Source organism: Allosphingosinicella sp. (assembly GCF_059502505.1).
Genome location: NZ_JCACEU010000016.1, coordinates 590,975 through 616,018, shown reverse-complemented (window position 1 = coordinate 616,018; position 25,044 = coordinate 590,975). Strand labels below are relative to the sequence as shown.

Below are 25,044 nucleotides of genomic sequence, written 5' to 3'. Positions count from 1 at the left end.
TCTTTCCTATTCGGCGGGGACGAGCGCCGGCTCCGGCGAGCGACCCGGCTTAGCGCGCCGGAAGCGGTCCCCGAGAGCACGGCAGACGACGTAGAAGGTCGGCGTGAAGAGCAGGCCGAAGCCGGTCACGCCGATCATCCCAAAGAAGACGGCCGTGCCGAGCGCCTGGCGAAGCTCCGCGCCCGCGCCGCTCGCGATCAGCAGCGGCACCACGCCCAGGATGAAGGCGAAGCTCGTCATCAGGATCGGCCTCAGGCGCGTCTGCGCGGCGCGAACGGCAGCCTCGACCGGCGAGAGCCCGTCCTCTTCCTCCGCCTGCTTGGCGAACTCGACCACCAGGATCGCGTTCTTCGCCGCGAGTGCGATCAGCACGACGAGCCCAATCTGCGTCAGAACATTGTTGTCCATGCCGCGCAGGTTCACGCCGGCCATGGCCGCCAGGAGGCACATCGGCACGATCAGGATGATCGAGAGCGGGAGCGTCAGGCTCTCATATTGCGCCGCGAGCACCAGGAAGACGAACAACACCGCCAGTCCGAAGACGATGGCCGCCGTGCTGCCCGCCGCCTTCTGCTGATAGGCGATGCCGGTCCATTCGTGGCCATAGCCGTCCGGCAGCGTCTCGTCGGCGAGCTTCTCCATGGTGAGAAGCGACGCACCGGACGAGTAGCCGGGCGCGGTGTCGCCATCGACCTCGACCGCGGGGAAGAGGTTGTAGCGAACGACGCGATAGGGCCCCGTCTTGTCCTCGAACGTCGACACGGAACCGATCGGCACCATCGCCCCGGAGTTGGAGCGGGTCCGGAGGTTGGCGATGTCGGCTTTCGTGGCGCGGAACGGGGCGTCGGCCTGCGCCGTCACGCGGTAGGTGCGGCCGAGCAGGTTGAAGTCGTTGACGAAGGCCGAGCCGAGATAGACCTGCAGGGCCTCGAACACCCGCTCCGGCGGCACGCCGAGCATGTCCGCCTTGCGCCGGTCGACGTCGGCATAGACGCGCGGCGTCGAGGTATCGAAGAAGGTATAGATCTGCGCGAGGCCCGGCGTCTGGTTCGCCTTCCCGATCAGCTCGTTCGATTTGGCGGCGAGCTCCTGATAGCCGTTGCCGCCGCGGTCCTGGACCATCATCCGGTAGCCGCCGGCCGAGCCGATGCCCTGGATGAGTGGCGGCGGCACGACCATCAGCCGCGCCTCCGTGATATCCGCAGTCGCCGCCCGCGCTTCATCCATGATCTGGGCGAAGCTCTTGCCGAGGCGCTTGCGCTCCTCGAACGAGTCGAGCGGGAAGTAAGCGGCGGCGGCGTTCGGCGCGAGCGTCTGCGACGGGCCGTCGAAGCCGGCGAGCATGACCGAGCCCTTGATGCCCTCGATCGGCAGGATGCGGTCAGCGACCTCGCGCAGGACGGCATCCGTGCGCTCTACCGAGGATCCCGGCGGCAGCTGCACGACCGTGAGGAAATAGCCCTGGTCCTGCGCCGGAATGAAGCCGGTCGGCGTCGACCAGAACAAGGCGCCGGTGGCGGCGATGAGCCCGCCATAAGCGAGCATCATCCGCTTCGGGCGTGTGACCAAGGTCCGGGTGAGGCCGGCATAGCCGGCGCTCATCCGCTCGAACTCTCGATTGAAGCGGTCGCCTGCGGCTCGGACCAACCGCTTGAACCGCCCGCCCGTCGGCTTCGCTTCGTGCGCGCGCAGCAGCAATGCGGCGAGCGCCGGCGACAGAGTGAGCGACAGGAGCAGCGAGATCACGGTCGCGGTCGAGATCGTCACCGCGAACTGCTGGTAGAAGGCACCCGACAGGCCGGTGAGGAAGAGCGTCGGCACGAACACCGCGCACAATACCAGAACGATCGCGACCAGAGCTGCCGACACCTCGTCCATCGACGTCCGCGCCGCCTCGAGCGGCGTCAGGCCGCGCTCCAGGTTCCGCTCGACATTCTCGACCACCACGATCGCATCGTCGACGACGATGCCGATCGCCAGCACCAGCCCAAACAGCGACAGGTTGTTGAGCGAGTAGCCGAAGGCGGCGAGCACGGCGAAGGTGCCGATCAGCGAGACCGGGATCGCCACCACCGGGATGATCGTCGCCCGCCATTTCTGGAGGAAGACGAGGATGACGAGCACCACTAGGGCGGCCGCTTCGAGCAGGGTGGTCATCACCGCCTCGATGGACTGGGCGATGAACTCGGTCGGGTTGTAGATGACGCGATATTCGAGCCCCTTGGGGAAGTTTGCCGAAGCCGCTTTCATCTCGGCCTCGACCGCCTCGGCCGCCGCCAGCGCATTTGTGCCCGGTCGTTGGAAGATGCCGAGCAGAACCGTCGGCTTGCCCGAAAGGTAGGTGTTGGACGCGTAATCGGCGGCACCGAGCTCGACGCGGGCGACATCCGAGACCCGGACCTGCCTCCCCTCCGCATCGCTCCTGATGACGATGTCGGCGAACTGCTGCGGGTCCTTGAGCCGCCCCTGCGTCTCCACGTTGAGCTGGAAGGCGTTGCCGCTCGCATAAGGCGGCTGGCCGAGCGTGCCGGCCGCGACCTGTACGTTCTTCGCCCGGAGCGCCGCGACGATCTCGCCCGCTGTCAGGTCGAGCGCGGCGGCGCGGCTCGGATCGATCCAGACCCGCATCGAATAATCGCGTGCACCGAACAGCTGCACGTCGCCGACGCCGTCGATGCGGCTGATGCGGTCACGCACCTGCGTCAGCGCATAATTGGAAATGTAGCCACGATCGAGGCTCTCATCAGGCGAGATCAGGTTCACAACCATCAGGAAGTCGGGCGAGGTCTTGCGCGTGACGACGCCGAGCCGCTGCACCTCCTCCGGAAGCCGCGGCACCGCGATCGCGACGCGGTTCTGGACCAGCACCTGCGCGGCATCGAGATCGGTGCCGATCTTGAAGGTGACGGTGACCGTCAGGCGCCCATCCCCGGTCGACTGCGATGACATGTAGAGCATGTTGTCGACACCGTTGATCTCCTGCTCGATCGGGGCCGCGACGGTTTCGGCGACAGTCTCTGCGGACGCGCCCGGATAATTGGCCGCGACCGTGACCGTCGGCGGCACGATCTCCGGATATTGGGCAACGGGCAGGCCGATATAGGCGATGGCCCCGACGATCGTGATGACGATCGCGATGACGGCCGCGAAGATCGGCCGCGAGATGAAGAACCGCGAGAGGCGCATCGCACCCTCCTTGCTTTGAGATGGGTCAGCGGGCGGCGGAGAAGGTCGCTTCGCCGGTGACTGGAGCCGAGACAGGCGGGGCATCCGCGGCAGCGGCCGGGCTGATGCGAGCCGCCCGGGTGAGGACCTTGGCGCCGGGAGCCGCAAGCTGGGTTCCGCTGATGACGATGCGGTCGCTCGGCTGAAGCCCTGAGCGGATCACGCGAAGCCCCTGCACGACCGGTCCGAGCTCCACCGGCCTCGGCTGAACGACACCATCGTTGCCGACGACCAGCACGAGCTTGCGCGCCTGATCAGTTTGGATGGCGGCGTCCGGCACGAGTAGCGCCTGCCGGGTTCCGCCGCTGGCGAGGCGCATGTTGCCGAACATGCCCGGGGTCAGGAACAGGCCGGGATTGGCGAGCACAGCCCGGCCGCGTATCGTGCCGGAGCGCGGATCGAGCCCGTTGTCGGTGAAGTCGAGCCGCCCGCGCCAGCGATAATCGGTCTCGTCCTGCAGCCGGATCTCGACCGGGGAGGCTCCGGCTTCACCGTCGCCCCGCTTGGTCTTGAGGAACAGGGATTCGGACGCGTCGAACGCGAAGTAGATTGGGTCGAGGGCGTTGATCGTGGTCAGCAAAGTGGCCTCGCCGCCCGCCCCTCCCGCGACCAGATTGCCGGCGTCGATGCGGCGATCGGAAATGCGTCCCGAGATCGGGGCGCGAACCTGCGTGAACTCCACGTCGAGGGCACGGGCGCGTACCCGCGCCTCGGCGGCGGCGAGGGCTGCCGTCGCCGCCTGCACGCGCGCCTGCAGCCGGTCGACGTCGCTGCGCGAGACGGCTTCGACCTCGAGCAGCCGCGTCGCGCGGCCAAGGTCGGCGCGGGCGAGGGCAAGATCACTGCGGGCGCTGGCGACGCTGGCCCTCGCCTCCGCAAGCGCGGCAGTGAACGGCCTTGAATCGATGGTGAAGAGGAGCTGCCCCTTTCGCACCACCGCGCCGTCACGGAAGTGCACGGCGGTGACGGCACCTGAAATGCGCGGGCGGACGTCGACCGTGCGGCTCGCCTCGAAGCGGCCGATATAATCGTCCCACTCTTCGACGCTGCGCTGGAGCGGCGGCGCCACCGCGACGGTCGGTGGCGGCGGCGCCGCGGCAACGGGCGCCTCCTCGTCCAGCAGCGTCCCGCCGGCAGCGGCCACGAGCCCCAGCGACAGGACCGCGATCGCGGCCCCCTTCCAGCGACTTCGCGGCGCTGGCGCGACTTGCTCCGGATGCGCCTCGTCCACGGGCGGACGCCCGATCTTGCTGATCATGTTCATGAATTTATCCCCCGTTGAGCGGCCGCCTGGCCGCTTTCGATGCTCGAGAGCAGCGTCTGCAGCTGCTCGCGGGTAAAGCCGGCGGCGCGGAAGGCAGCGACTTCGGGAAGCGGAACGGCGTAACCGCGGCGCCACGCCATCACGGCCATGCGGCGCAAGGCTTCCAGGCGCGGGTCTGCGAGCTTCGGATTGCGGCGCGTGCCGAACAGGCTGCCCAGCGCCATCGCCACCCGACCCGGTTCGGAAAGGCTCGAAAGCCCGTCGCGCCGGGCGAGCGCGATCACCGACCATTCAAGCGGCGAGAAGCCGGTGCTGATGTGGGCGGATGCCGACTTGGCTTTGCGCGCAACCGCGCCGGTTGCCGTCGGGATCGCCTCAGCAAAGTTCAGATAGGCCATGGTTCGTCTCCCTTTCTCGAGCACGCACTTCGCCCTCGCCCGGCTCGCTCTGAACCGCGCGTCCCTTGCTGATGCGTTCGTCTGAATGATGCGGCACCTGATGGCCGCATCGTGATCGTCTTGCCGCTCGGACCCTGGAGCCAAGATGTGAGTCCGCCGTCCGTCGGCGCGATCGCACCTACGTTGGCGTTCAGATAATGAATGGCTCTCTAGATGGTCACGAAGCGGTGTCGCGGCCCGCGACTAAGGACCGTCTCGCGGTATGAAGCAGAGTCGGCAGCGCATGCTCATCTCCGGATTTTCACCGGTCGCTCACCAACCGGACTTGAATACCGTTCGGTATGTAAAGCAGCTGCCGTTCAGGTCAAGGGATTTCTATACTGGCCGGTAAAATATATTCAGCTGCTCGGCCACATCGCCAGGCTGGTGTCGATCAGCCGCTCCAGATCCTGCCGCGTGGCGCCGGCGCCCGCCTGTACCGACATGCCTTGGATGATCGCAGCCAACCAGCTCGCGAGGCCTGCTGGATCGGCAGAGGCGGGAAGATCGCCCTCCTCCTTCGCCCGTTCGAGCCGCCTGATCAGCGCCAGATGGGAAGGCATGCGCCGGGCGATCACCTCTGCCCGAATCGATTCCGCTTCCGCGCCGCACGCGGTCGCGCTGATCACCCCGAGGCAGCCCCGCGGCTCGCAGGGGTTGGTCTGCATCTCGAGTGCGCCGCGCAGGAGGCTTTCCGCTACGCCCCGCGCGTTCGGCGCCACCAGCGACTGATCGATGTAGGCGAGCTTCTCCCGCTCATAGAGGTCGAGCGCCTTACGGAAGAGCGATTCCTTGTTCCCGAACGCGGCGTAGAGGCTCGGCCGGGTGATCCCCATCGCCTCGGTCAGATCGGTGAGCGACGTCCCCTCATAACCCTTGGTCCAGAACACGCGCAGCGCCGCCGCCAAGGCGCCTTCGGTGCAGAATTCGCGGGGCCGACCCTTGGGTGCCGGGCATGCTGCTGTTTTCATATCGGACGGTATATAAGTGCATCTTCCTGCGCCGTCCAGTCACCGCCGCAGCAAAGCACTGGAGCATAACGAAAAACTCACCCCATGCTTCTGCGGCGCATCCGGTTCTTCCCGTGGTGAACTTCCGACCGCTCTAAATGGCGCAGGAGATAGGACGCGTTCAAGCCATTCGGGCGCGGAAAAGTTGCCCGCCTTCTATGATCAAAACTATGCCCATGGCGGCTACACCGATGCCAAGATAGCCGAGTGCCAGCGGAAGTGTGGTGCCGTCATAGGCTTGCCCGATGACGGTTCCCACAGCTGCGGCGCCAGTGCTGACAATGAAGCCTTGGATCGAAGATGCCGTTCCGGCAATGTGTCCCACCGGCTGCATTGCCATCGCTCCGAAGTTGGAGCCGCACAGGCCGATACAGGTCATGCTCAGCGCCTGGATAGCAACATAGACCCAGAGACTCTCCAATTGTGCCCAGGCGACGAGCACATGGGCAAGCGACAAGACGATGAGCGCAAGCAGTCCCACTTGCGAGATGACACGCGTTCCGAGCCGTTCAACGAGGCGGCTGTTGGCGAAGGAGGCGCAGGCCATGAAGAACGCGCAGATACCGAACAGGATCGAAAAGTGGCTGCCTTGCTGGAACGTGTCCGCGAACACCTGCTGTGCTGATGAGACGAACGCGATGATCCCGCCGAACGGCAGCGAGGCGGCAAGCGCGTAGCCGAACGAGTAGCGGTTGCTCAGTGTCTCCCGATAGGCTTCAGCCAAGGACGCCATTGAGATGGGCCGACGCAACTCGGCCGCGAGTGTCTCCGGCAAGCGAAACAAGGCCCAAGCCAGCACCAGCGCGGCGAACGCACCCAACACGTAGAAGATAAAGCGCCACGGCCCGAGCGACAGCAAGCTCTGCCCAATAGTAGGCGCGAGGATGGGGACGAGAAAGAAGATCATCTGCGCAATCGAGGTGATCCGAGCCATGCGCCGGCCCGAATAACTGTCGCGGACGATCGCCACTGCCAGCACGCGAGATGATGCCGACATCAGCCCCTGTAGCACCCGAGCAGCAACAAGAGCGGCAAAGGTCTGTGCGCCCGCGGCGAACACACTGGCGGCCACAAATCCTGCCAGCGTGACGAGCAGCACCGGCTTGCGACCGTAGCGATCAGCGAGAGGCCCATAGAGAAGCTGGCCTACGCCAAAGCCAAAGACATAGGCCGTTACGACCCATTGCATCGCGTTCGCACTGGGGGTGCCCAGTTCTCGGCCAATTTCGGGGAGAGCCGGAAGCATCAGGTCAACGCCCAGTGCGTTCACAGCCATTATCGCTGCGACAAAGGCGACGAACTCGCCGCGGCTCAATCCGGGATGTGGTGTTCGCTCCGCCGACATCAGCCGCGACTACCGGCCTGGAGGCATCCATGCCAAGCTCATTGACGGAGCCTGCATCCAGCTCAGTTTTGCTGACACAGCAGGCCTGGTGGGTCGAGATCGTCTAGTCAGCCGCGGAGCCCGGGCGTAATCTGGATCGTTCGCGAGGGCGCCAAGCGGACTTTTCGGTTCCTTCGAATACAACGACTTACGCTGCTCGCCTGGCACCCATTCCCAGATCAACAGAATAAATTTCCCTGTTCTTCTAGAGCAGGGAACTGTCAGCCAACCGGCGGGAAACATTTTGGGAAGTGGCGTCTGAGACGCCCTCCTCGTCGTCAAGTCGGCTGCATTTTGATTAAAATCCCCGTTTATGCCTAGGAAGCAGGGAATAGCAGAGACTTGTGACCATTGGACTGGCCGCGCCTCCACCTTCCATAGACAGGATGCGCACCGCCGCTTAGTCCGGCTTTCCCGATCAAGGAGAGCCGCCTCGCGATGGACCGCCGCCAGTTCATGACCTCCGCGGGCGCCGTCGCGCTTGCCGCCACCCTGCCCTCCTGCGCCACGACCGGGCCTGCCGCCGGCGAAGATGCGCGGCTTCGGGCGCTGCTCGACCGCTTCTTCTACGACCGGCTTCAGGACAATCCGGAAGCAGCGACCTCGCAGAGCCTCGACACCGGCGAGCGCACGAACCTGCGCTTCCTCCTCGACGATTATTCGACCGCCGGGCGCGCGAAGGACCTCGCCCGCGCGCAAGCCGAGCTTCGCGAGCTTCGCACCGTGCGGCGGGCGTCGCTCGGCGATGCGGCGGCGCTGGACTATGACGTCGTGGAATATGGGCTGGAGCGCACGATCACGGGCCTGGAGCGTTTTCCCTACGGCGCCTCGGGCGGATATTATGCCCCCTATGTTCTGAGCCAGCTCACCGGCCCCTATCGCGGCATTCCGGATTTTCTGGACAACCAGCATCCGATCGAGACCCGCACCGACGCCGAGGCCTATCTTGCCCGCCTCTCCGCTTTCCCCCGCGCCCTCGACCAGAGCAGCGAGCGTCAGCGGCAGGATGCCGCGCGCGGCGTGTTCGCGCCCGACTACGTCCTCGACACGACGCTGCGGCAGCTCCGCAGCCTGCGCGACCAGCCGGCGGCGAAGACCCAACTGGTTCAGTCGGTCGAGCGCCGCGCCGCCGCGAGAGGCATTGCCGGCGACTGGGGGCGGACAGCCGAGAAGATCGTCACCGAAGGCGTCTTCCCCGCGCTCGATCGCCAGATCGCTCTCGTCAGCGACCTGCGCCGCCGCGCCACCCATGATGCGGGCGTATGGCGGCTGCCCGACGGAGAGGCTTATTATCAGGCCGCCGTCGAAGCCTCCACGACGACGAAGCTCACTCCGGAAGAAGTGCACCAGATCGGGCTCGAGCAGGTCGCCGCACTCGAGGCGCAGCTCGATCCGATCCTGCGCGACGCCGGCCTGACCCGCGGCACTCCCGGCGAGCGGCTGGCCGAGCTCAACAAGCGGCCGGATCAGCTCTTCCCGAACACGGACGAGGGCAAGCAAGCGCTCATCGCCGAGCTCAACCGCCAGATCGCAGAGATCGAAGCGCGGCTGCCGCAGGCCTTCTCGACGCTCCCGAAGGCGCGGGTGGAGGCACGGCGGGTGCCGCCACTGATCGAAGCCGGATCGGCGGGTGCCTATTATGACAGCGCGCCGCTCGATAATTCGCGGCCCGCCATCTACTATATCAAGCTGCAGGACACGTTTGACCGGCCGAAATTCGGCCTGCGCACCCTCACCCACCACGAAGCCACGCCCGGCCACCATCTCCAGGTCAGCCTCGCCCAGGAATCCGATACGATCCCGCTGATCCGGCGGTTCGGCGGCTATTCCGCTTATTCGGAGGGCTGGGCACTCTATGCCGAGCAACTGGCCGACGAAATGGGCATGTACGAGGGCCGCCCGCTGGAGCGTGCCGGCATGCTCCAGTCATTCCTGTTCCGGGCGACGCGGCTGGTGGTGGACACCGGCATCCATGCCAAGCGCTGGTCGCGGGAGCAGGCGACCGACTATTTCCTCAGGACCACCGGCATCGCCCGCGGGCGCGGCCAGAATGAGATCGACCGCTACACCGCCTGGCCGGGCCAGGCGACCAGCTACAAGATCGGCCATACCGTGTGGGTGAAGGTGCGCGAGGAAGCCAAGGCCAAACTGGGCGACCGCTTCGACCTGAAGGAGTTCCACCAAGTGCTGCTGCAGGGTGCGATCCCGCTCACCATCCTTGAGCAGACGGTCCGGGCGCGAACCGCCGCGGCACTGCGGGCATGAGGCCGCCGAGGCTCCTCCGCACGACGCTGCTTTGCGGCGCGTTGTTGCTCAGCGGCTGCGCCACCTCGCCGCCTGCCTGGCCGAATGCCGAGCTGGATCGCTGGCGACAACAGGCGGAGCGGGTGACGATCACGCGCGACGACTGGGGCATCGCCCATGTCCGCGGCCGCACCGACGCCGATGCGGTTTTCGGCATGATCTACGCCCAGGCCGAAGACGACTTCAACCGCGTCGAGACCAATTATCTCACCTCCCTCGGCCGCACTGCCGAGGCGGAGGGCGAGAAGGCGATCTGGGCCGACCTGCGCGCGCGGCTCTACATGGATCCGGAGGATCTCAAGGCGCGCTATGCGGCCAGTCCCGACTGGCTCCGGCGCCTGATGGACGCCTGGGCCGACGGGCTGAACTACTATCTCGCCTCCCATCCGGAGGTGCGACCCAGGGCGATCACGCGCTTCGAGCCGTGGATGGCTTTGTCATTTACGGAAGGCAGCATCGGCGGCGACATCGAGCGGATCGACCTCGACGGGCTCGAAGCCTTCTACTCGAAGCGCGGGCGTGCGCTGGCCGCGGCCGCACCTCTTGACCCGGAGCCGCGCGGCTCGAACGGCATTGCGATCGCGCCCTCAAACAGCGCCACCGGCAACGCCCTGCTGCTGATCAACCCGCACACCAGCTTCTTCTTCCGCTCGGAGCTGCAGGTGACGAGCGACGAAGGCCTCAACGCCTATGGCGCCGCCACCTGGGGCCAGTTCTTCATCTACCAGGGCTTCAACAGCCAGGCCGGCTGGATGCACACGTCGAGCGGCGTCGATGTGGTCGACGAGTTCCTCGAGACCATCGAGCAAAGGGACGGCCGTCTCCTCTACCGCTACGGCAACGAGCTGAGGCCGGTCGTCACCCGGACGATCACCCTCCCCTATCGCGCCGCCGACGGCACGATGGCGAGCCGCAGCTTCGAGACCTACCACACCCATCACGGCCCGATCGTGCGCGAACAGGGCGGCAAATGGGTCGCCTTCGCGATGATGCACAAGCCGATCGAGGCGCTGCAGCAGAGCTTCCTGCGCACCAAGGCGCGCGACTTCGCCTCCTTCATGGAGGTCGCAGAGCTCAAGGCCAATTCGTCGAACAATACGCTGTTCGCGGACGGCCGCGGCACGATCGCCTATCTGCACCCGCAGTTCATCCCGGTGCGCAACAACCGCTTCGACTACACCAAGCCTGTCGACGGCAGCGATCCTGCGAGCGACTGGCGGGGTCTCCACGCGCTTTCCGAAGCGCCGCGGGCAGTGAACCCGCCGAACGGCTGGGTCATGAACACCAACAACTGGCCCTATTCGGCGGCCGGTCCCTACAGCCCCAGGCAACGCGACTTCCCCCGCTACATGGACAGCTGGGGCGAGAATTCGCGCGGCGTTCACGCACTGCAACTGCTCTCGAAGCAGAAGAGCTTCACGCTCGAGGGTCTGCAGCGTGCTGCCTACGATTCCTATCAGCCCGCTTTCGCCCGCCTGATTCCTGGGCTGGTGAAGGCTTGGGAAGCCCTTCCCGCGCGGGATCGGCGGAAGGCGAGACTGGCTGCGCCGATCGCCGAGCTGAAGGCGTGGGACTATCGCTGGAGCACCGGCTCGATCGCCAACAGCCTGGCGATGTTCTGGGGCGAGGAACTGCGGACCGACGCCCGGACGCCCGACTGGGATGACGGCGTCTGGATCGACGAGCGGCTGGACCGCCTTCCCGCCAGCCGGAAGCTCGACGCACTCGACGCCGCGCTGACCAGGCTGGAGAGGGATTTCGGCACGTGGCGGACACCCTGGGGCGACATCAACCGGTTCCAGCGCCTCAGCAGCGACATCGTCCACCCGTTCAGCGATGCCGGGCCGAGCATCCCGGTTGGCTTCTCCTCGGCCCGCTGGGGCTCGCTCGCCTCGTTCGGGGCGGCGCCGCGGAACGGCTCCAAGCGCTGGTACGGCACCAGCGGCAACAGCTTCGTCGCCGTGGTGGAGTTCGGGCCGCGCGTTCGCGCCCTGGCCGTCACTGCCGGCGGCGAGAGCGGCGATCTGAGGTCACCGCACTTCAACGACCAAGCCGAGCGCTATGCGACCGGCAACCTCCGGCCGGTCTATTTCCACCCCGACGAGCTGCGCGGCCATGTCGAGCGCAGCTACAGGCCCGGCGGCTGATGGGTTCGTCGCACCCGCTCGGCTTTGTCGAGCAAAAAGTCTGATTGGTCGCGAACCGCAACCGATCCTTCCCGCCCTGACATAAAGAGGCTGCAGAGCCGAGGAGGGCAGGAAAATGTTGGAAGTCGCATCGCGTATCGAGCAGATCAACCGTCACGACCCGCGCGCCCGCGGCTACCATGTCGTCTACCGGCCGAACGAAACCAACCACTGCCCGGGCTGCGGCGGCAGTCACTGGATGATCGGCCGCCTGATGGCCGAATGCGCCTTCTGCGCCACCGCCCTCCCGCTGCTGGAGGCTGGCATGAACGGCGTCGGCACGTTTCGCCGCAACTTCCGAGTGAATCCGGTCGAGACCCAGCTCGCCGCCTAAAGCGCCTGTCCGGCGGCCCAGCCGCTCGACCAGGCCCATTGGAAATTATAGCCGCCGAGCCAGCCGGTCACGTCGACCGCTTCGCCGATGGCGTAGAGGCCGGGCACCGTCTTCGCCTCCATGGTCTGTGACGACAGGCCGTCGGTCGAGATGCCGCCCGCCGTCACCTCCGCCTTGGCGAAGCCTTCGGTCCCGTTCGGAGCGAACCGCCAGTCGGCGAGAAGCCGTCCCGCCTCCTCCAGCTTCCGGTCCGGCAGGTTGGCGAGTTCGCCCCAGAGGCCGATCCGCTTCGCCAGCGTCTCCGCCAAGCGATCGGGCAGCGCCTCCGAGAGCAGGGTGTGGAAATGGGTGCGCGGCCGCGACCGCTTCGCCTCCACCGCCCAGTTCGGCTCCCGATCCGGCAGGAAGTCGATGCCGACCTGCTGGCCGTGCCGCCAGTAGGAGGAGATTTGCAGGATGGCAGGGCCCGACAGCCCCTTGTGCGTGAACAGCGCCGCCTCGCGAAACTTGGCCTTGCCCGCTTTCGCGATCACCTCGGTCGCGACACCCGACAGCGAGCGGAACAGCACTTCCTCCCCACCGAGCGTCAGCGGCACCAAAGCAGGGCGCGGCTCCACGACCTTGAGGCCGAACTTGCGGGCGAGATCATAAGCAAAGCCGGTCGCGCCCATCTTGTGAATCGATGGCCCGCCGGTGGCGATCACCAGTGCGGGCGCTTCCGCGACCTCGTCGCCGTAGCCGACGCGGAAGCGGCCATCGGCATGCTCCACCTCGCGGATCGCCTTGCCGAGCGAGATGCGGACAGGGCCCTTGGCGCATTCCTCCATCAGCATGTGGACGATCTGCCGCGCCGAGCCGTCGCAGAAGAGCTGGCCGAGCGTCTTCTCGTGCCAGGCGATGCGGTGGCGATCGACCAAGTCGATGAACTCCTGGGCGGTGTAGCGCCGGAGCGCCGACTTCATGAAATGCGGGTTGGCCGAGAGATAACGGTCCGGCGCCGCATGGACGTTCGTGAAGTTGCAGCGCCCGCCGCCGGAGATGAGGATCTTCTTCCCCGCTTGGTCGGCATGATCGATCAGCAGCACCCGCCGCCCGCGCTGCCCCGCCACGCTTGCGCACATCAGCCCGGCGCCGCCGGCGCCGAGGATGATCGCGTCATATTCGCGCTTCTGGGTCAGTGCCGCTCCTTGGTAGCCGTGAACCGGATCGTGGGATTGCGCTGCTCATGGAAGCTGAGCTCCCACAGATCCTTCGCCATGAAGACGGGCGCGCCGTCACGATCGGTCGCAACAGCGCTGCGATGGCTCGCAGTAAAGGCCTTGAGATCGGCCTCGCCGTCCGACGAAATCCAGCGTGCGGTGTCCCACGGCGAAGGCTCGAAACGGGCATCGACCTTATATTCGACCTCCAGCCGCGAGATCAGCACGTCGAGCTGGAGCTGGCCGACGACGCCGACGATCCAGTTGGCGCCAATGGAGGGATAGAATACCTGCGTCACCCCCTCCTCCGCCATGTCATCGAGCGCCTTGCGGAGCTGCTTTGTCTTGGTGGGATCGGTGAGTACGACGCGGCGCAGGATCTCCGGCGCGAAGTTCGGCAGGCCGGTGAAGCGGATCGCCTCGTCCTCGGTCAAAGTGTCGCCGACCCGCAGCGTCCCGTGATTCGGAATGCCGATGATGTCCCCGGGGTAAGCCTCGTCGGCGAGCTCACGATTCTGCGCGAAGAAGAGGATCGGGCTGTGCACCGCGATCTGCTTGCCGGTTGAGGGCTGCAGGAGTTTCATGCCGCGCTTGAAGCGGCCCGAGCAGAGCCGCATGAAGGCGACGCGGTCGCGGTGCTGCGGGTTCATGTTGGCCTGCACCTTGAAGACGAATCCGGTGACGGCGCCATGATCGGGATCGACGGGGCCGGCGGTTGTCGGCTGCGGCAACGGCGACGGCGCGATCTCGCCCAGCGCGGCGATCAGCTCCCCAACGCCGAACTCCTTGAGCGCAGAACCGAAATAGACCGGCGTGAGGTCGCCTCCGAGATAGGCAGCGGAGTCGAACGCTGGGTAAGCCGCGACGGCGAGCGACGCCTCCTCGCGCAGATGCGCGAGGCCCTCGGCGGAGATCGTCGCAGCGAGCTTCGAGTCATCGAGGCCCGTGAACTGCACGGTCTCGCCCTCGAAGTGGCCGCTGTCGTTCTTGGCGGGCAGGTTCAGGCGATGGTTCGCAAGGTCGTAAATTCCTTCGAACGTGCCGCCCATTCCCACCGGCCAGCTCATCGGCGCCACGTCGAGCGCGAGTACGTCAGCGATCTCGTCGAGCAGCTCGAACGGCTCCTTGCCCTCGCGATCGACCTTGTTGACGAAGGTGATGATCGGCACGTTGCGGATGCGGCAGACCTCGAACAGCTTGCGCGTCTGCGGCTCGATGCCCTTCGCCGCGTCGATCACCATCACCGCGGAATCTACCGCGGTCAGCGTGCGATACGTGTCCTCGGAGAAGTCTTCGTGGCCCGGCGTGTCGAGGAGGTTGTAGGTCACGTCCTTGTGCTCGAACGTCATCACCGAGCTGGTGACGGAGATGCCGCGCTGCTGCTCGATCTTCATCCAGTCGGAGCGGGCGCGCCGGTTCGCGCCGCGCGCCTTGACCTCGCCGGCGAGGTGGATCGCGCCGCCGAACAGGAGCAGCTTCTCGGTCAGCGTCGTCTTGCCGGCGTCCGGGTGCGAGATGATGGCGAAGGTACGCCGGTCGGGGCGGCCGGTGGGTCGGTTGAGCATGCTGGATCCTGGAAGGGCCCGGCTATTGAAGCCCGGCACGCGCTCGAACATAGGCGGGCACCGGATGCGATGAAAGGGGCAAGCCTTGGCCGATTATGAGCTGATCTCCGGGATCGAGGTGGACCGGGCGCTGAAAGCCTTCGTGGAAGACGAGGCGCTGCCCGGCACAGGACTTAACCCGGCCGCCTTCTGGGCTGGCTTCGCGAAGCTGCTCCGCGACCTCACACCCGAGAACAAGCGGCTGCTCAGGAAGCGCGAGACGCTGCAGGCGGCGATCGACGCGCGCAATGATGAGTTGATGGGCCAGGCGCCCGATCCCGCCGATGAGGAGGCCTTCCTGCGCGAGATCGGCTATCTCGTCGATCCCCCTGCCCCGTTCGGGATCGGCACCGAAAATGTCGATCCTGAGATCGCCCGGATCGCCGGGCCGCAGCTCGTCGTCCCCGTCAACAACGCCCGCTATGCCCTCAACGCCGTCAACGCCCGCTGGGGCAGCCTCTACGACGCGCTCTACGGCACCGACGTGCTGGGCGACCTGCCGAAGGGCGGCGGCTACGATCCCGAGCGCGGCGCACGAGTGATCGAATGGGGTTGGCAGTTCCTAGACGAGGCAATTCCGCTCGAAAGAGGAAGCTGGTCGGAAATGCTTGCGGGGCACGAGACGCAGGACGGCCGGTTCTTCGTCGATGTTCCGGAAGACTGCGCCTTTCTAAGATGCCCGGAACAATATGCGGGAAACGCACAGAAAGGTTTGTCGCGCGAGAGCTTCGTCTTTCGCAATCACGGCTTGCATATTGAGCTCGTAGTGGATGGGCAGCATCCGATCGGTCGGCACAATCTTGGCAACGTCGCCGACATCCTCCTCGAAAGCGCCATCACGGCGATTATGGACTGCGAGGATTCGGTGGCAGCCGTCGATGCCGAGGAGAAAATCGGCCTTTATCGCAACTGGCTCGGCCTGATGCGGGGCGACCTGTCGGCGACTTTCGACAAGGGTGGACGCCAGGTCGAGCGCCGCGCCGCCGAGAATCGGATTTATCGGGCGCCTGGCGGCGGCACACTGACGCTGAAGGCTCGCTCGCTCCTATTCGTGCGCAACGTCGGTCACCTCATGACCAACCCGATGATGCGGCTCGACGGCGAGGAGGTGCAGGAAGGGTTGGCCGACGCCGTGTTCACCTCGCTGATCGCGCTACACGACGTAAACGGCCGCCGCGCCAACAGCCCTGCGGGTTCGATCTACATCGTCAAGCCCAAGATGCATGGCCCCGAGGAAGCATCCTTCGCCAATCGCCTCTTCGGCCGCACCGAGGATCTGCTCGGCCTCGCCCGCCACGCGATCAAGATCGGCGTCATGGACGAGGAGCGGCGCACCTCGGTCAATCTCGCGGCCGTCATCTATGAGGTGAAGGACCGGGTCGTCTTCATCAACACGGGCTTCCTCGACCGCACGGGCGACGAAATCCACACCTCGATGAAATTGGGGCCGATGATCCGCAAGGGCGAGATGAAGGGCTCGACTTGGCTCAAGTCCTATGAGGACAACAATGTCGACGTCGGCCTTGCCTGCGGCTTCCGGGGGCGGGCGCAGATCGGCAAAGGCATGTGGGCGATCCCCGACCGCATGGCGGACATGCTGGAGCAGAAGATCGCACACCCGCAGGCCGGCGCGAACACGGCCTGGGTCCCCTCCCCGACCGCTGCAACGCTGCACGCGATCCACTACCACCGCGTCGACGTTGCCGCGCGCCAGCGGGAGCTTGCCGACCGCGCGCCTGCGAAACTGCACGACATCCTTTCCATCCCCGTCGCGGCAGGTCGCGACTGGTCGCCAGACGAGGTGCGGGAGGAGCTGGAGAACAATGCCCAAGGCATCCTCGGCTATGTCGTTCGCTGGATCGACCAGGGCGTCGGTTGCTCGAAGGTGCCGGACATCCACGATGTCGGCCTGATGGAGGACCGCGCAACCTGCCGCATCTCCAGCCAGCACATCGCCAACTGGCTGCTCCACGGCATCGTCAGCCGCGACGACGTGGAAGCGGCGCTGGGGCGGATGGCGCGGGTGGTGGACGCCCAGAATGCGAGCGACCATTTCTATCGGCCGCTGACACCGGACAGCGTCGCCTTACAGGCTGCCTCGGCGCTCCTCTTCGAAGGCGCGAGGCAGCCGTCAGGCTATACCGAGCCGCTGCTCCACGCTCACAGGCTCAGGCTGAAGGCCGGCGGCTAGGAGACCGGCTGCAGCGCCTCCGGACCCTGCTCGATCCAGGCCCGGCCGCGCTCCAGCTTCGCCGCCTCGATCCTCGCCATCTCCGCCACGTAGCGGTTGCCCCCCCTCGCCGCCCGCTCGAACAGCGCAACGCGCTCGCCGACGCTCCCGCCTGACGCGGCTTTCGCCCTCAGCGCCGAAAAGCGGATACGGTCGCTGGGATGGCGATCGGCGAAGGCTTCGATCAGATCCTGTCCGGCCTCGCCGCCATAATGCGCCGCCAGCGCGATCAGCGATTCGATCGAGACACGGTTGAGGATGCCGTGGATGCACTTGCGCTCGACATCGAAGCGATACTGGTCGCGATATTCATTCCCTCCGGGCGAGCCCAGGATGTTGACCGAAACCGATGTCTGGTCCGCCGGCAGCTGGTTGTGGACGTCGCGATGGGCCCGGTAGAGCATCACCTTGCCTTCATCGAGCCGCGACTTCTCGACGAACCTCAGGTCTACCGGTTCGCCGGCATAGCCGCTGACCTCCTCATAATCATATTCGTAATATTCGCTCCAATAGCCGGGCCCCACATAGCCGACCGTCAGGAACGAGAAATTATGGTCGTGCGGAACGCCATAGAAGAATGGGCTGGTGCCGCTGTTATGGACCATGCTGTCATTCGCGGCGGGCCAGAAGTTCGCGCGCAACGCGAAGCTCTTCGAGCCGCCGTAGAGCATGATCACCTGCGGCGAATATTGGTTCTCGCGGACCTGGTTGCCGCAGCGCTGCTTGAGCTCTTCGAGGACGATGTCGCTGAGGAACCTGCGGTTGTTCGCCAGCTTCTTGAGCGCGTCGCCCCACGAGGCGAAGCAGTCCTCGTCCCGCGGGTCGAACGGGCCGGTCTCCAGCATCTCGATCAGATCGCCGAGTTCGATCTGGTCGCTCGCGTCGGCATGGATCACGCGCGGCATTGCAGCGGCTCCTCTTGTTCGTCTTCAAAGAACAGGCTGAGCGCCTGAGTGGCAGCGAAGCGCACCTCGGGATGAGGATCGCTGTCGGCCATCCGCCTGAGGCATGGAAGCGCGCGCTCGGCATCCAGTGCCAGCATCTCGCGCATGACGTGCCAGCGCGTGTAGAAATGCTCGCTCCGGAGCGCCTGCTCCAGCACCGGCACCGCGTCCGTCCGGTCCATGAGACGAAGCAGGGTCGTCATCATCTGCGTCCGTGAGCTGGCCTCGTCGGTGCTCACGGCGCCGAGATAGCGCAACGTGCGGGAGTCGTAGTCCGCGCTGAGCGGCGCTGCACCCGCCTGGGTGCTCGCCTGCAGGCATAGCATGTCCGAGTGCAGATGCTCGATGACTAGGCTCTGGCGGCGGCCGTCCATGACAAGCCGGTCGCCATCCTCGATCTGCCGTCGCCCGGCGAAGCGGCAGCTTCCGGCCACATCTCCGCTGAAATCGCTGGTCAGTTCAGGCGTCTCCCAGAACGACAATGTCGCGCCGCCTGCCTTCAGGAAGCGGTAGCTGGTCAGAAAGCCGGTGAAGCCGATCGCGGTCTGGCCTTTCGCCGAGACGCGTTTGGCCGCCAGCGCGTCGGCGCTGATCACGCCGAGGCCGACCGTCACACCTTCGTCCGCGAAGAGCAGATACCCCGTGTTGATCTCGCTGTTCACCGGCGTGAGCGGCGGCGAGAAGAATGGGTCGGCGCACGCATGGGAGATGAAATTCTCGAGGAGTGCCTCGATCTCCCCCAGTCGATCCATGAATCGATCGGCCGCCGCCAAGACGCTCTGCGGATCCCTCTCGGGCATTGCAGCTAGTTCCGCGCGAAAATGGGCGAACAGGGGGTGGTCGGACCATCGTTCGGTCACGGTGTCGGCGGCGGCTCTCGATCGCATCTGCCGATCAGGGTCCAAGAGCCATAGGCTCAGTTCAGGACCTATTCTCATAACAACTCTCCTTACGGGAAGCGCGGACGGCCCCGCCGCCCGCGCTTCGAACGGCAACTCAGCCGGCGACGAGCATGTATGCGACACCGAGCAAGGCGCCGAGACAGACGGGGCCCCCGACCTCCTTGTGCTTGACCGAGCCCTGCATTCCGACGCTCGTCTTCAATTCGGGGATACGGCTGATGTCGATTTTCTTCATGTTGAGCTTCCCTCTCTCCAGTTGATGAGGAGGAGGGAGAGGACATTCCCAGTCTGGCTGAAGCTTCTAGCCGAGACGAACACCGGCTCGCGCGGCCGCCCGGTACGGCGGCCGTCGACACCGGATGCTCGATCCGATCAGGTCGGTGTCCAATCCTTCCCCCGAGCGCTCAAGTCTCGGGGAAATTGGAAACCAGTCTCGATGGTTAAGATTTTCTCGGCGGAGCAGACGCTCAGCCGAGGGCCACTCCGTCCAGCCGGGCCTCTTGACGATATTCGCCGCTGAGAAATTTGAGCCGACGCAGCTCGCAGTTGAGTCGACGGGCGATTTGGGATTGCTGATAAAGGAGGGTCAATATGGCCGCCAACGAAACCGGCCCGACCGGCCCCTCGAACAATCTCGCGCCCGCAGCTTGGGCAAAACCAGCAAGGCTTCCTCCCTGTCCGACGCTATGGGTAAGCATGGCGAACAACAAGATTGCTGGGGGAGTCGCGAGTAGACCCACCACCGCGCGATGCAGATCAGTCCGCACCCGCCGGATCTCAAGGTCGAGAAACTGGGTCCGCTCGCTCACCTCTAGAAGCAGCATCACTTGCTTCTTCAGCAGGTGTCGTTTCCACGTCGACCAGAGCAGCCCGCCTGCTGCCACGAGACCGACCGCAAAGGTGACCGGCGCCGGCTGCAGAACAACCGCGAACAGGACCCCGACCGCGATGGCGACGCCAAGGCCGATATCCCAGTAATGGAGAAACGCAGCCCGCCAGCTCACGCGGCGAGCGAGCGCAGCGAATTCTTGCCTCTCCTCGTGCTTCGGCTCCTCGGCCCAAAGCGCCGCCAGATCGTCGAGATCATGAAGGTCACTGCTCACGATCTTTTCTCCATTATGGACTTGAGTGCCGCCTTGGCGCGCTGGCAGCGCAGCATGGCGGCGTTGGTCGAGATGCCGAGCACCTGTCCCATTTCGGTATAGCTGAAGCCTTCGAAGCACAGCACGATCGCTTCGCGCTGCGGCAGCGGCAGGAGCTGGATCGACTCGGTGAGCTGGCGCTTGAGGTCGTTGCGCACCGCCACCTCGTCGGGGAGGTCGCCCGAGGCACGCAGGTCCTCAGGAAGCTCCACCTTGCGCGGCTCGCGGGCGCGGCGGGTGACGTGGGTGATCGAGCGCTTCTGGGCGATGCTGGCGACGAAGGTCTTGAGGGAACTGTCGCCGCGGAAGCTCGGCAGAGCAATCCAGACGGCCAGCATGATGTCCTGGACAAGCTCGCGGCGGAGCGCCTCGTCGGCTTCATAGGAAAGCGCGATGCGGGTGATGAGGCCGGTGCAGCGGGCGGTGACGTCGTCGAACAATTGTCGGCGGCCGGTCTCCACCGCCGGGCTTGCCGCACTCGCCACGTGATCAGGCCGCGCTGCCATCGTAAACCCCCGGCGCATCTGATAGCGTCAATTCAGACCACCCGGAAGGAGAGACGCGGCGGATGGACAGAAGCGCGCAGAATAGCGGGACAATCGAGGTAAGAACAGCGCACCGTTTCGATCGCTCCAGATTGGAGCAATGGATGGCGGATCACGTGCCCGGCTTCAGTGGTCCGCTGGAGGTGGAGCAGTTCAAGGGCGGCCAGTCCAATCCCACCTACAAGCTCGTCACCCCTGCCCGCTCCTACGTCTTGCGCCGGAAGCCACCGGGGAAACTTCTGCCCGGCGCCCATGCCGTCGAGAGGGAATATCGCGTCATCACGGCACTTCGCAGCCAGGGCTTTCCGGTCGCAGAGGCCTTCGGCCTCTGCGAGGACGAAGCCGTGATCGGCACCGCCTTCTACGTCATGGAGATGGTCGAAGGCCGGATCTTCTGGGAAGCGACCTTTCCCGAGGTGAGCCGCGTAGAGCGCCCGCTTTACTTCGACGCCATGAATGCGACGATCGCCGCGCTTCATCGCATTGATCCAGTCGCGGCAGGCCTTGAGGATTACGGCAAGCCAGGCAATTATTTCGCACGCCAGATCGGCCGCTGGTCTAAGCAATATCTGGGGGATGCCGAGGCGGGCCGAGTGCGCTCCATGGACCGGCTCGTCGCATGGCTGCCCGAGCACATTCCCGCCGACGACGCGGAGGCCCGGGTCATCCATGGCGACTTCCGCTGCGACAACATGATCTTTCATCCCACCGAGCCTCGTGTTCTGGCTGTCCTCGACTGGGAGCTGTCGACACTCGGGCACCCGCTCGCCGACTTTTCATATCATCTCATGATGTATCGTATGCCTGCGGGGATTACGGCAGGGCTTGCGGGTCTCGACCTGGCGGCACTCAACATCCCCTCCGAAGCCGACTATGTCCGCGCCTATTGCGAGCGGACCGGGCGGCGGGGCATCCCACATCTCGATTTCTACATCGCCTTCAACATGTTCCGCCTCGCAGCGATCCTGCACGGCATCAAGGGCCGGGTGGCACGCGGGACCGCCGCCTCGGCCCATGCCGAAGCTGCGGTGGCGGGGCTGGAGGGGCTGGCCGACCTCGCCTGGACCCAGGCAGAGCTCGCGGGAGCGCGCTAAAAGCCGGCGAAGTCGATGGACTTAACCCCAAGAAGGTTTACCCTGCGCCATTGAGTCGAGCGATGTCGGCAGGGGTTCAGGGGAAATTGGGCGAGCAGGCCGGCACAGGCGCGGCCCGCTCGCATTGCGGCGGCTGCGGGGAGGCTGGTGTGCGCACATATCTTGGAATCATGGTGCTGGCCGCGGGCGCGGCCGCCTCACCGGCAATGGCGGGTCAGGCCGAGGATCGGCCATCGCTTCAGAACAGCTTCCGGCTGGGGACGGGCGGCGACACGCTTTGCCGCGTCCAGAGCAGCGGCGTCGACCCCGCCGTGAAGGGCATGTTCGACCGCGCTTACTCGATCGTCTGCCGTGACGCGGCCCAGCCCGTGGGCCGCATCTACGCCTTGCGCAAGGCCGGCGGCGATCCGCTTGCCAGGCTCGCCGAGATCCGCCGGAGCCAGGTCAATTGCCCAGGTCAGTCGGAGACGCGGTCGCTGGAAGAATTGCGCGCCGTTGCCGTCGGCCAGTGCACCCTCGCCGGTTCCGAAGTCGCCTATCGCGTCTATTCCTACAATCGCGGCCGCACCGTCTACGTGGCCGAAGGGCTCGCCGGCTATGACAGCGCGCTGGCGCTCGGCCTCCGGACAGTCGTCGCCGACCGGATCCTGCCGGGCGAGATCGCCATCGCCGCGACCGAAGCCGGCGATCCCGCCGCCTTCGCCCGGGTGCAGGCCGGCACGCTCGATCTCGATGAGGCGCTCGACGAAGGCTATCGCCGCAACAACAGCGGCAATTATGCCGAGGCTGCCGAGTTCTTCGACACCCTGCTCCAGCGCGCCCAGAACGACCAGGACGGCCGCCGCTATCTCGGCGAATATCTGATCAACCGCGCGCTCCAGCGCTCCAATCTCGGCGCCTTCGCCGAGGCGGATGCCCTGTTCCTCCAGGCCGACATCATCCCGACGGCCGATTCGGTGCAGCTCAGGCTGCGGCGAAACTTCCGCGCGCTGCACCTGATGAACCAGCAGAAGTTCGCCGAGGCGCAACGGGTGCTGGAGCGGCCGATCGACAGCGCCGGCGCGATGGTCAGCAGCATGAAGAAGGACGCGGTGATCGGCGCGTCCGAGGCCGAGATGATCAACAGCTCGATGCCGCTCGCGCAGCAGCTCGCCGGCTTCCAGAGCACCAGCCTCACACCCGAGGAGCGTGCGGCGATCCTGGACGCCCAAGCCCGGCTGCTGACGGGGTCGATCATGCGGCGCCAGGGCCAGACCGCAGACGCCTCCACGGCACTTGCCGGCGCGGTCACCGACCTGCTCGCCATTCGCGACGGCCGCGTCACGTCAATCGCGCGGCTGCGCTCGCAGGCGTTGAACGAACAGGCGCTGATCGCCGAGCAGGCGAACGATCAGGCTGGCGCCGAACGGCTGCTGCGTGAAGCCATCGACGTGCTCGCCATCGAATATCCGGAGTCGATCGCGGTCGCTGGCGCCAATGCGCGGCTCGCCGCCTATCTCGCCCGGCGCGGCCGCACCGACGATGCGATCGGCATCTATCGCCAGATCGTCGAGCGGGCCGGCAGCGGCGCGCTGGCCAACAACATTTCGAGCGATATGCTCGCGCCCTATTTCGCCTTGCTGGCGCGCGAGATCCCGCAGAGGCCGGAGCTGGTTTCCGACTTCTTCCTAGCCGGCGAGACGCTCGTCCGCCCCGGCGTCGCCAGCACGCAGGCGGCGCTCGCCCGGGAGCTCAGCGCCGGCGACGACGAGGCAGCCCGCCTGTTCCGCCAGGCGCTCACCCTCACCCGCGAAGTCGAGCAGTCGCGCGTCACGCTGGCGCGCCTCAATTCGATGCCGGAGCTCAGCGCCGAACAGCAAGGTCAGGTCGCGACCCTTACGCGGGAGCTCGAGACGCTGCAGGCGAACCAGGCGGCAACACAGGCCCGGCTCGGCGAATTTCCGCGCTTCCGTGCGCTTTCGACCAAGGCTCTGACGCTCGAGGATCTGCGCTCCAGCCTCAAGCCCGGCGAGGCCTATCTCAAGATGGCGCAGGTCGGCGGCGCAGTCTATGCGATGCTGGTCTCCCCGGACGGAGCGACGGCCTACCGCACCAACATCTCGACGCGCCAGCTCGACAAGACGGTGAACGCCCTTCGCGACAGCATCTCGGTGATCGAGAACGATCAGCAGCTCACCTATCCGTTCGATCTCGCCCGGGCGCGGCGGCTTTATGCCGATCTGTTCGGGCCGGTATCGAGCCGCCTCACCGGCGCGCAGCACATCATCTTCGAACCGGCGGGCGCTATGCTGAAGCTGCCGCTCAACCTGCTCGTGACGGATGATGCCAGCGTCGCGACCTATCGGGCGCAGGCGCAACGCGACGAATTCGACTTCCGCAACGTGGCCTGGCTGGGCCGCGATCGCGACATCTCGACGGCCGTGTCCGCCCGCGCCTTCCGCGACGTCCGCGCGGCGCCGACCTCAAGGGCGCCGCTTGAATATCTCGGCCTCGGCGAGAACAGCCGCGTGCCGGCGACGGTGCAGCTTGCCGGTGTGAACCGCGTGACGGAAGGACGTGCGGACTGCGCCTGGCCGCTCGAAGCCTGGAACAACCCGATTTCGGCGAGCGAGCTCGTCACCGCCCGCTCCGTGATCGGTGCGCAGGCGGCGCGGCTGCTGACCGGCAACGAGTTCACCGATGCGAAGCTGAAGCAGCAGGGCGATCTCTCGCAATATCGCATCCTGCATTTCGCCACGCACGGCCTCGTCTCGGCGCCCAAGCCGGAATGCCCGGCCCAGCCGGCTCTGCTGACCTCGTTCGAGACGGGACCGAACGGCGCGCTCCAGTCGGACGGCCTGCTCACCTTTAAGGAGATTTTCGATCTCCGGCTCGACGCCGATCTCGTCATCCTGTCGGCCTGCGACACCGCCAGTGCGGCCGGCGCCGCGGCGACCCGCGAGGCGGGGCTTGCCGCCGGCGGCGACTTCGCCCTGGATGGGCTGGTCCGCGCCTTCGTCGGCGCCGGCGGCCGATCGGTGGTGGCCAGCCACTGGCCGCTGCCCGACAATTACGATGCGACCGAGCGGCTGATCAGCGGCATGTTCAGGGCGCCTCCGGGCACCTCGACGACCGCGGCTCTGCGCACCGCGCAGCTCGGCCTGATGAACGAGGCGGAGACGTCGCATCCTTATTACTGGTCGGGCTTCGCCGTGATTGGTGACGGCAGCCGGCCGGTGCTGACGGCGCGCTGACCGGGCC

Annotated in this window: 18 protein-coding genes; 6 read left to right on the top strand and 12 right to left on the bottom strand. The window is 66.0% G+C overall.

Annotated features, from left to right (window positions below; genetic code table 11):
- Positions 1–6: 6 nt before the first annotated feature.
- From AC5JBD_RS11230 to AC5JBD_RS11210, 5 genes are all read right to left on the bottom strand, one after another.
- Positions 7–3,186, bottom strand: coding sequence for an efflux RND transporter permease subunit (locus AC5JBD_RS11230; protein WP_495721881.1), 3,180 nt, complete (start codon positions 3,184–3,186; stop codon positions 7–9).
- A 25-nt stretch (positions 3,187–3,211) separates the two neighbouring features.
- Entirely contained in the window at positions 3,212–4,489 is a 1,278-nt protein-coding gene (locus AC5JBD_RS11225) for an efflux RND transporter periplasmic adaptor subunit (RefSeq protein WP_495721880.1), read from the bottom strand.
- On the bottom strand, positions 4,486–4,887 hold the full coding sequence (locus AC5JBD_RS11220; protein ID WP_495721879.1) for a hypothetical protein: 402 nt from the start codon (positions 4,885–4,887) through the stop codon (positions 4,486–4,488). Before AC5JBD_RS11220 ends, AC5JBD_RS11225 begins: the two co-directional genes overlap by 4 nt.
- A 398-nt stretch (positions 4,888–5,285) precedes the next feature.
- Complete coding sequence (locus tag AC5JBD_RS11215; RefSeq protein WP_495721878.1) at positions 5,286–5,897, bottom strand: TetR/AcrR family transcriptional regulator; 612 nt, start codon at positions 5,895–5,897, stop codon at positions 5,286–5,288.
- 160 nt (positions 5,898–6,057) lie between these two features.
- Complete coding sequence (locus AC5JBD_RS11210; RefSeq protein WP_495721877.1) at positions 6,058–7,281, bottom strand: multidrug effflux MFS transporter; 1,224 nt, start codon at positions 7,279–7,281, stop codon at positions 6,058–6,060.
- 477 nt (positions 7,282–7,758) lie between these two features.
- Here AC5JBD_RS11210 and AC5JBD_RS11205 point away from each other — a divergent pair, with 477 nt between their 5' ends.
- The 3 genes from AC5JBD_RS11205 (at position 7,759) to AC5JBD_RS11195 (ending at position 12,144) form a co-directional block, all read left to right on the top strand.
- Positions 7,759–9,585 (top strand): DUF885 domain-containing protein, encoded by a 1,827-nt coding sequence (locus tag AC5JBD_RS11205; protein WP_495721876.1) that lies wholly within the window; start codon positions 7,759–7,761, stop codon positions 9,583–9,585.
- Positions 9,582–11,771 (top strand): penicillin acylase family protein, encoded by a 2,190-nt coding sequence (locus tag AC5JBD_RS11200; protein WP_495721875.1) that lies wholly within the window; start codon positions 9,582–9,584, stop codon positions 11,769–11,771. Before AC5JBD_RS11205 ends, AC5JBD_RS11200 begins: the two co-directional genes overlap by 4 nt.
- Before the next feature lie 115 nt (positions 11,772–11,886).
- Positions 11,887–12,144 carry a hypothetical protein gene (locus AC5JBD_RS11195; protein ID WP_495721874.1) on the top strand — a complete coding sequence of 86 codons (258 nt, stop codon included), beginning with the start codon at positions 11,887–11,889 and terminating at the stop codon, positions 12,142–12,144.
- On the opposite strand, the gene AC5JBD_RS11190 is transcribed toward AC5JBD_RS11195, so the two are convergent.
- Positions 12,141–13,265 (bottom strand): BaiN/RdsA family NAD(P)/FAD-dependent oxidoreductase, encoded by a 1,125-nt coding sequence (locus AC5JBD_RS11190; protein ID WP_495721873.1) that lies wholly within the window; start codon positions 13,263–13,265, stop codon positions 12,141–12,143. The genes AC5JBD_RS11195 and AC5JBD_RS11190 overlap by 4 nt on opposite strands.
- Before the next feature lie 53 nt (positions 13,266–13,318).
- Positions 13,319–14,908, bottom strand: a complete 1,590-nt coding sequence (locus AC5JBD_RS11185; protein ID WP_495721872.1) for a peptide chain release factor 3 — start codon at positions 14,906–14,908, stop codon at positions 13,319–13,321.
- Between the two features lie 85 nt (positions 14,909–14,993).
- On the opposite strand from AC5JBD_RS11185, the gene AC5JBD_RS11180 reads away from it, so the two are divergent.
- A complete protein-coding gene (locus AC5JBD_RS11180) occupies positions 14,994–17,138 on the top strand; it encodes a malate synthase G (RefSeq protein ID WP_495721871.1) in 2,145 nt (714 codons plus the stop codon).
- Here AC5JBD_RS11180 and AC5JBD_RS11175 read toward each other — a convergent pair.
- The 5 genes from AC5JBD_RS11175 to AC5JBD_RS11155 all read right to left on the bottom strand — a co-directional run bounded on the left by AC5JBD_RS11175 (position 17,135) and on the right by AC5JBD_RS11155 (position 20,671).
- Positions 17,135–18,082, bottom strand: coding sequence for a transposase (locus tag AC5JBD_RS11175; protein WP_495721870.1), 948 nt, complete (start codon positions 18,080–18,082; stop codon positions 17,135–17,137). The genes AC5JBD_RS11180 and AC5JBD_RS11175 overlap by 4 nt on opposite strands.
- Entirely contained in the window at positions 18,070–18,873 is an 804-nt protein-coding gene (locus tag AC5JBD_RS11170) for a HEAT repeat domain-containing protein (RefSeq protein ID WP_495721869.1), read from the bottom strand. The genes AC5JBD_RS11175 and AC5JBD_RS11170 overlap by 13 nt, the downstream gene beginning before the upstream one ends.
- 244 nt (positions 18,874–19,117) lie before the next feature.
- Positions 19,118–19,258, bottom strand: a complete 141-nt coding sequence (locus AC5JBD_RS11165) for a hypothetical protein (RefSeq protein WP_495721868.1) — start codon at positions 19,256–19,258, stop codon at positions 19,118–19,120.
- A 232-nt stretch (positions 19,259–19,490) separates the two neighbouring features.
- Positions 19,491–20,126: a hypothetical protein gene (locus tag AC5JBD_RS11160; RefSeq protein WP_495721867.1), complete on the bottom strand. Its 636-nt coding sequence runs from the start codon at positions 20,124–20,126 to the stop codon at positions 19,491–19,493.
- Complete coding sequence (locus AC5JBD_RS11155) at positions 20,123–20,671, bottom strand: RNA polymerase sigma factor (RefSeq protein ID WP_495721866.1); 549 nt, start codon at positions 20,669–20,671, stop codon at positions 20,123–20,125. Before AC5JBD_RS11155 ends, AC5JBD_RS11160 begins: the two co-directional genes overlap by 4 nt.
- A 62-nt stretch (positions 20,672–20,733) precedes the next feature.
- Between AC5JBD_RS11155 and AC5JBD_RS11150 the strand changes: the two genes are divergently transcribed.
- Together AC5JBD_RS11150 and AC5JBD_RS11145 are read left to right on the top strand one after the other, a co-directional pair.
- Positions 20,734–21,804 carry a phosphotransferase gene (locus AC5JBD_RS11150; protein WP_495721865.1) on the top strand — a complete coding sequence of 357 codons (1,071 nt, stop codon included), beginning with the start codon at positions 20,734–20,736 and terminating at the stop codon, positions 21,802–21,804.
- A gap of 149 nt (positions 21,805–21,953) precedes the next feature.
- Positions 21,954–25,037, top strand: a complete 3,084-nt coding sequence (locus AC5JBD_RS11145) for a CHAT domain-containing protein (RefSeq protein ID WP_495721864.1) — start codon at positions 21,954–21,956, stop codon at positions 25,035–25,037.
- The last annotated feature ends 7 nt before the right edge of the window (positions 25,038–25,044 follow it).

Coding starts and splice junctions, on each gene's coding strand:
- AC5JBD_RS11230 (WP_495721881.1), bottom strand. CDS start 3,186: ATGCGCCTCTCGCGGTTCTTCATCTCGCGGCCGATCTTCGCGGCCGTC.
- AC5JBD_RS11225 (WP_495721880.1), bottom strand. CDS start 4,489: ATGAACATGATCAGCAAGATCGGGCGTCCGCCCGTGGACGAGGCGCAT.
- AC5JBD_RS11220 (WP_495721879.1), bottom strand. CDS start 4,887: ATGGCCTATCTGAACTTTGCTGAGGCGATCCCGACGGCAACCGGCGCG.
- AC5JBD_RS11215 (WP_495721878.1), bottom strand. CDS start 5,897: ATGAAAACAGCAGCATGCCCGGCACCCAAGGGTCGGCCCCGCGAATTC.
- AC5JBD_RS11210 (WP_495721877.1), bottom strand. CDS start 7,281: ATGTCGGCGGAGCGAACACCACATCCCGGATTGAGCCGCGGCGAGTTC.
- AC5JBD_RS11205 (WP_495721876.1), top strand. CDS start 7,759: ATGGACCGCCGCCAGTTCATGACCTCCGCGGGCGCCGTCGCGCTTGCC.
- AC5JBD_RS11200 (WP_495721875.1), top strand. CDS start 9,582: ATGAGGCCGCCGAGGCTCCTCCGCACGACGCTGCTTTGCGGCGCGTTG.
- AC5JBD_RS11195 (WP_495721874.1), top strand. CDS start 11,887: ATGTTGGAAGTCGCATCGCGTATCGAGCAGATCAACCGTCACGACCCG.
- AC5JBD_RS11190 (WP_495721873.1), bottom strand. CDS start 13,265: ATGTGCGCAAGCGTGGCGGGGCAGCGCGGGCGGCGGGTGCTGCTGATC.
- AC5JBD_RS11185 (WP_495721872.1), bottom strand. CDS start 14,908: ATGCTCAACCGACCCACCGGCCGCCCCGACCGGCGTACCTTCGCCATC.
- AC5JBD_RS11175 (WP_495721870.1), bottom strand. CDS start 18,082: ATGCCGCGCGTGATCCATGCCGACGCGAGCGACCAGATCGAACTCGGC.
- AC5JBD_RS11170 (WP_495721869.1), bottom strand. CDS start 18,873: ATGGATCGACTGGGGGAGATCGAGGCACTCCTCGAGAATTTCATCTCC.
- AC5JBD_RS11165 (WP_495721868.1), bottom strand. CDS start 19,258: ATGAAGAAAATCGACATCAGCCGTATCCCCGAATTGAAGACGAGCGTC.
- AC5JBD_RS11155 (WP_495721866.1), bottom strand. CDS start 20,671: ATGGCAGCGCGGCCTGATCACGTGGCGAGTGCGGCAAGCCCGGCGGTG.
- AC5JBD_RS11150 (WP_495721865.1), top strand. CDS start 20,734: ATGGACAGAAGCGCGCAGAATAGCGGGACAATCGAGGTAAGAACAGCG.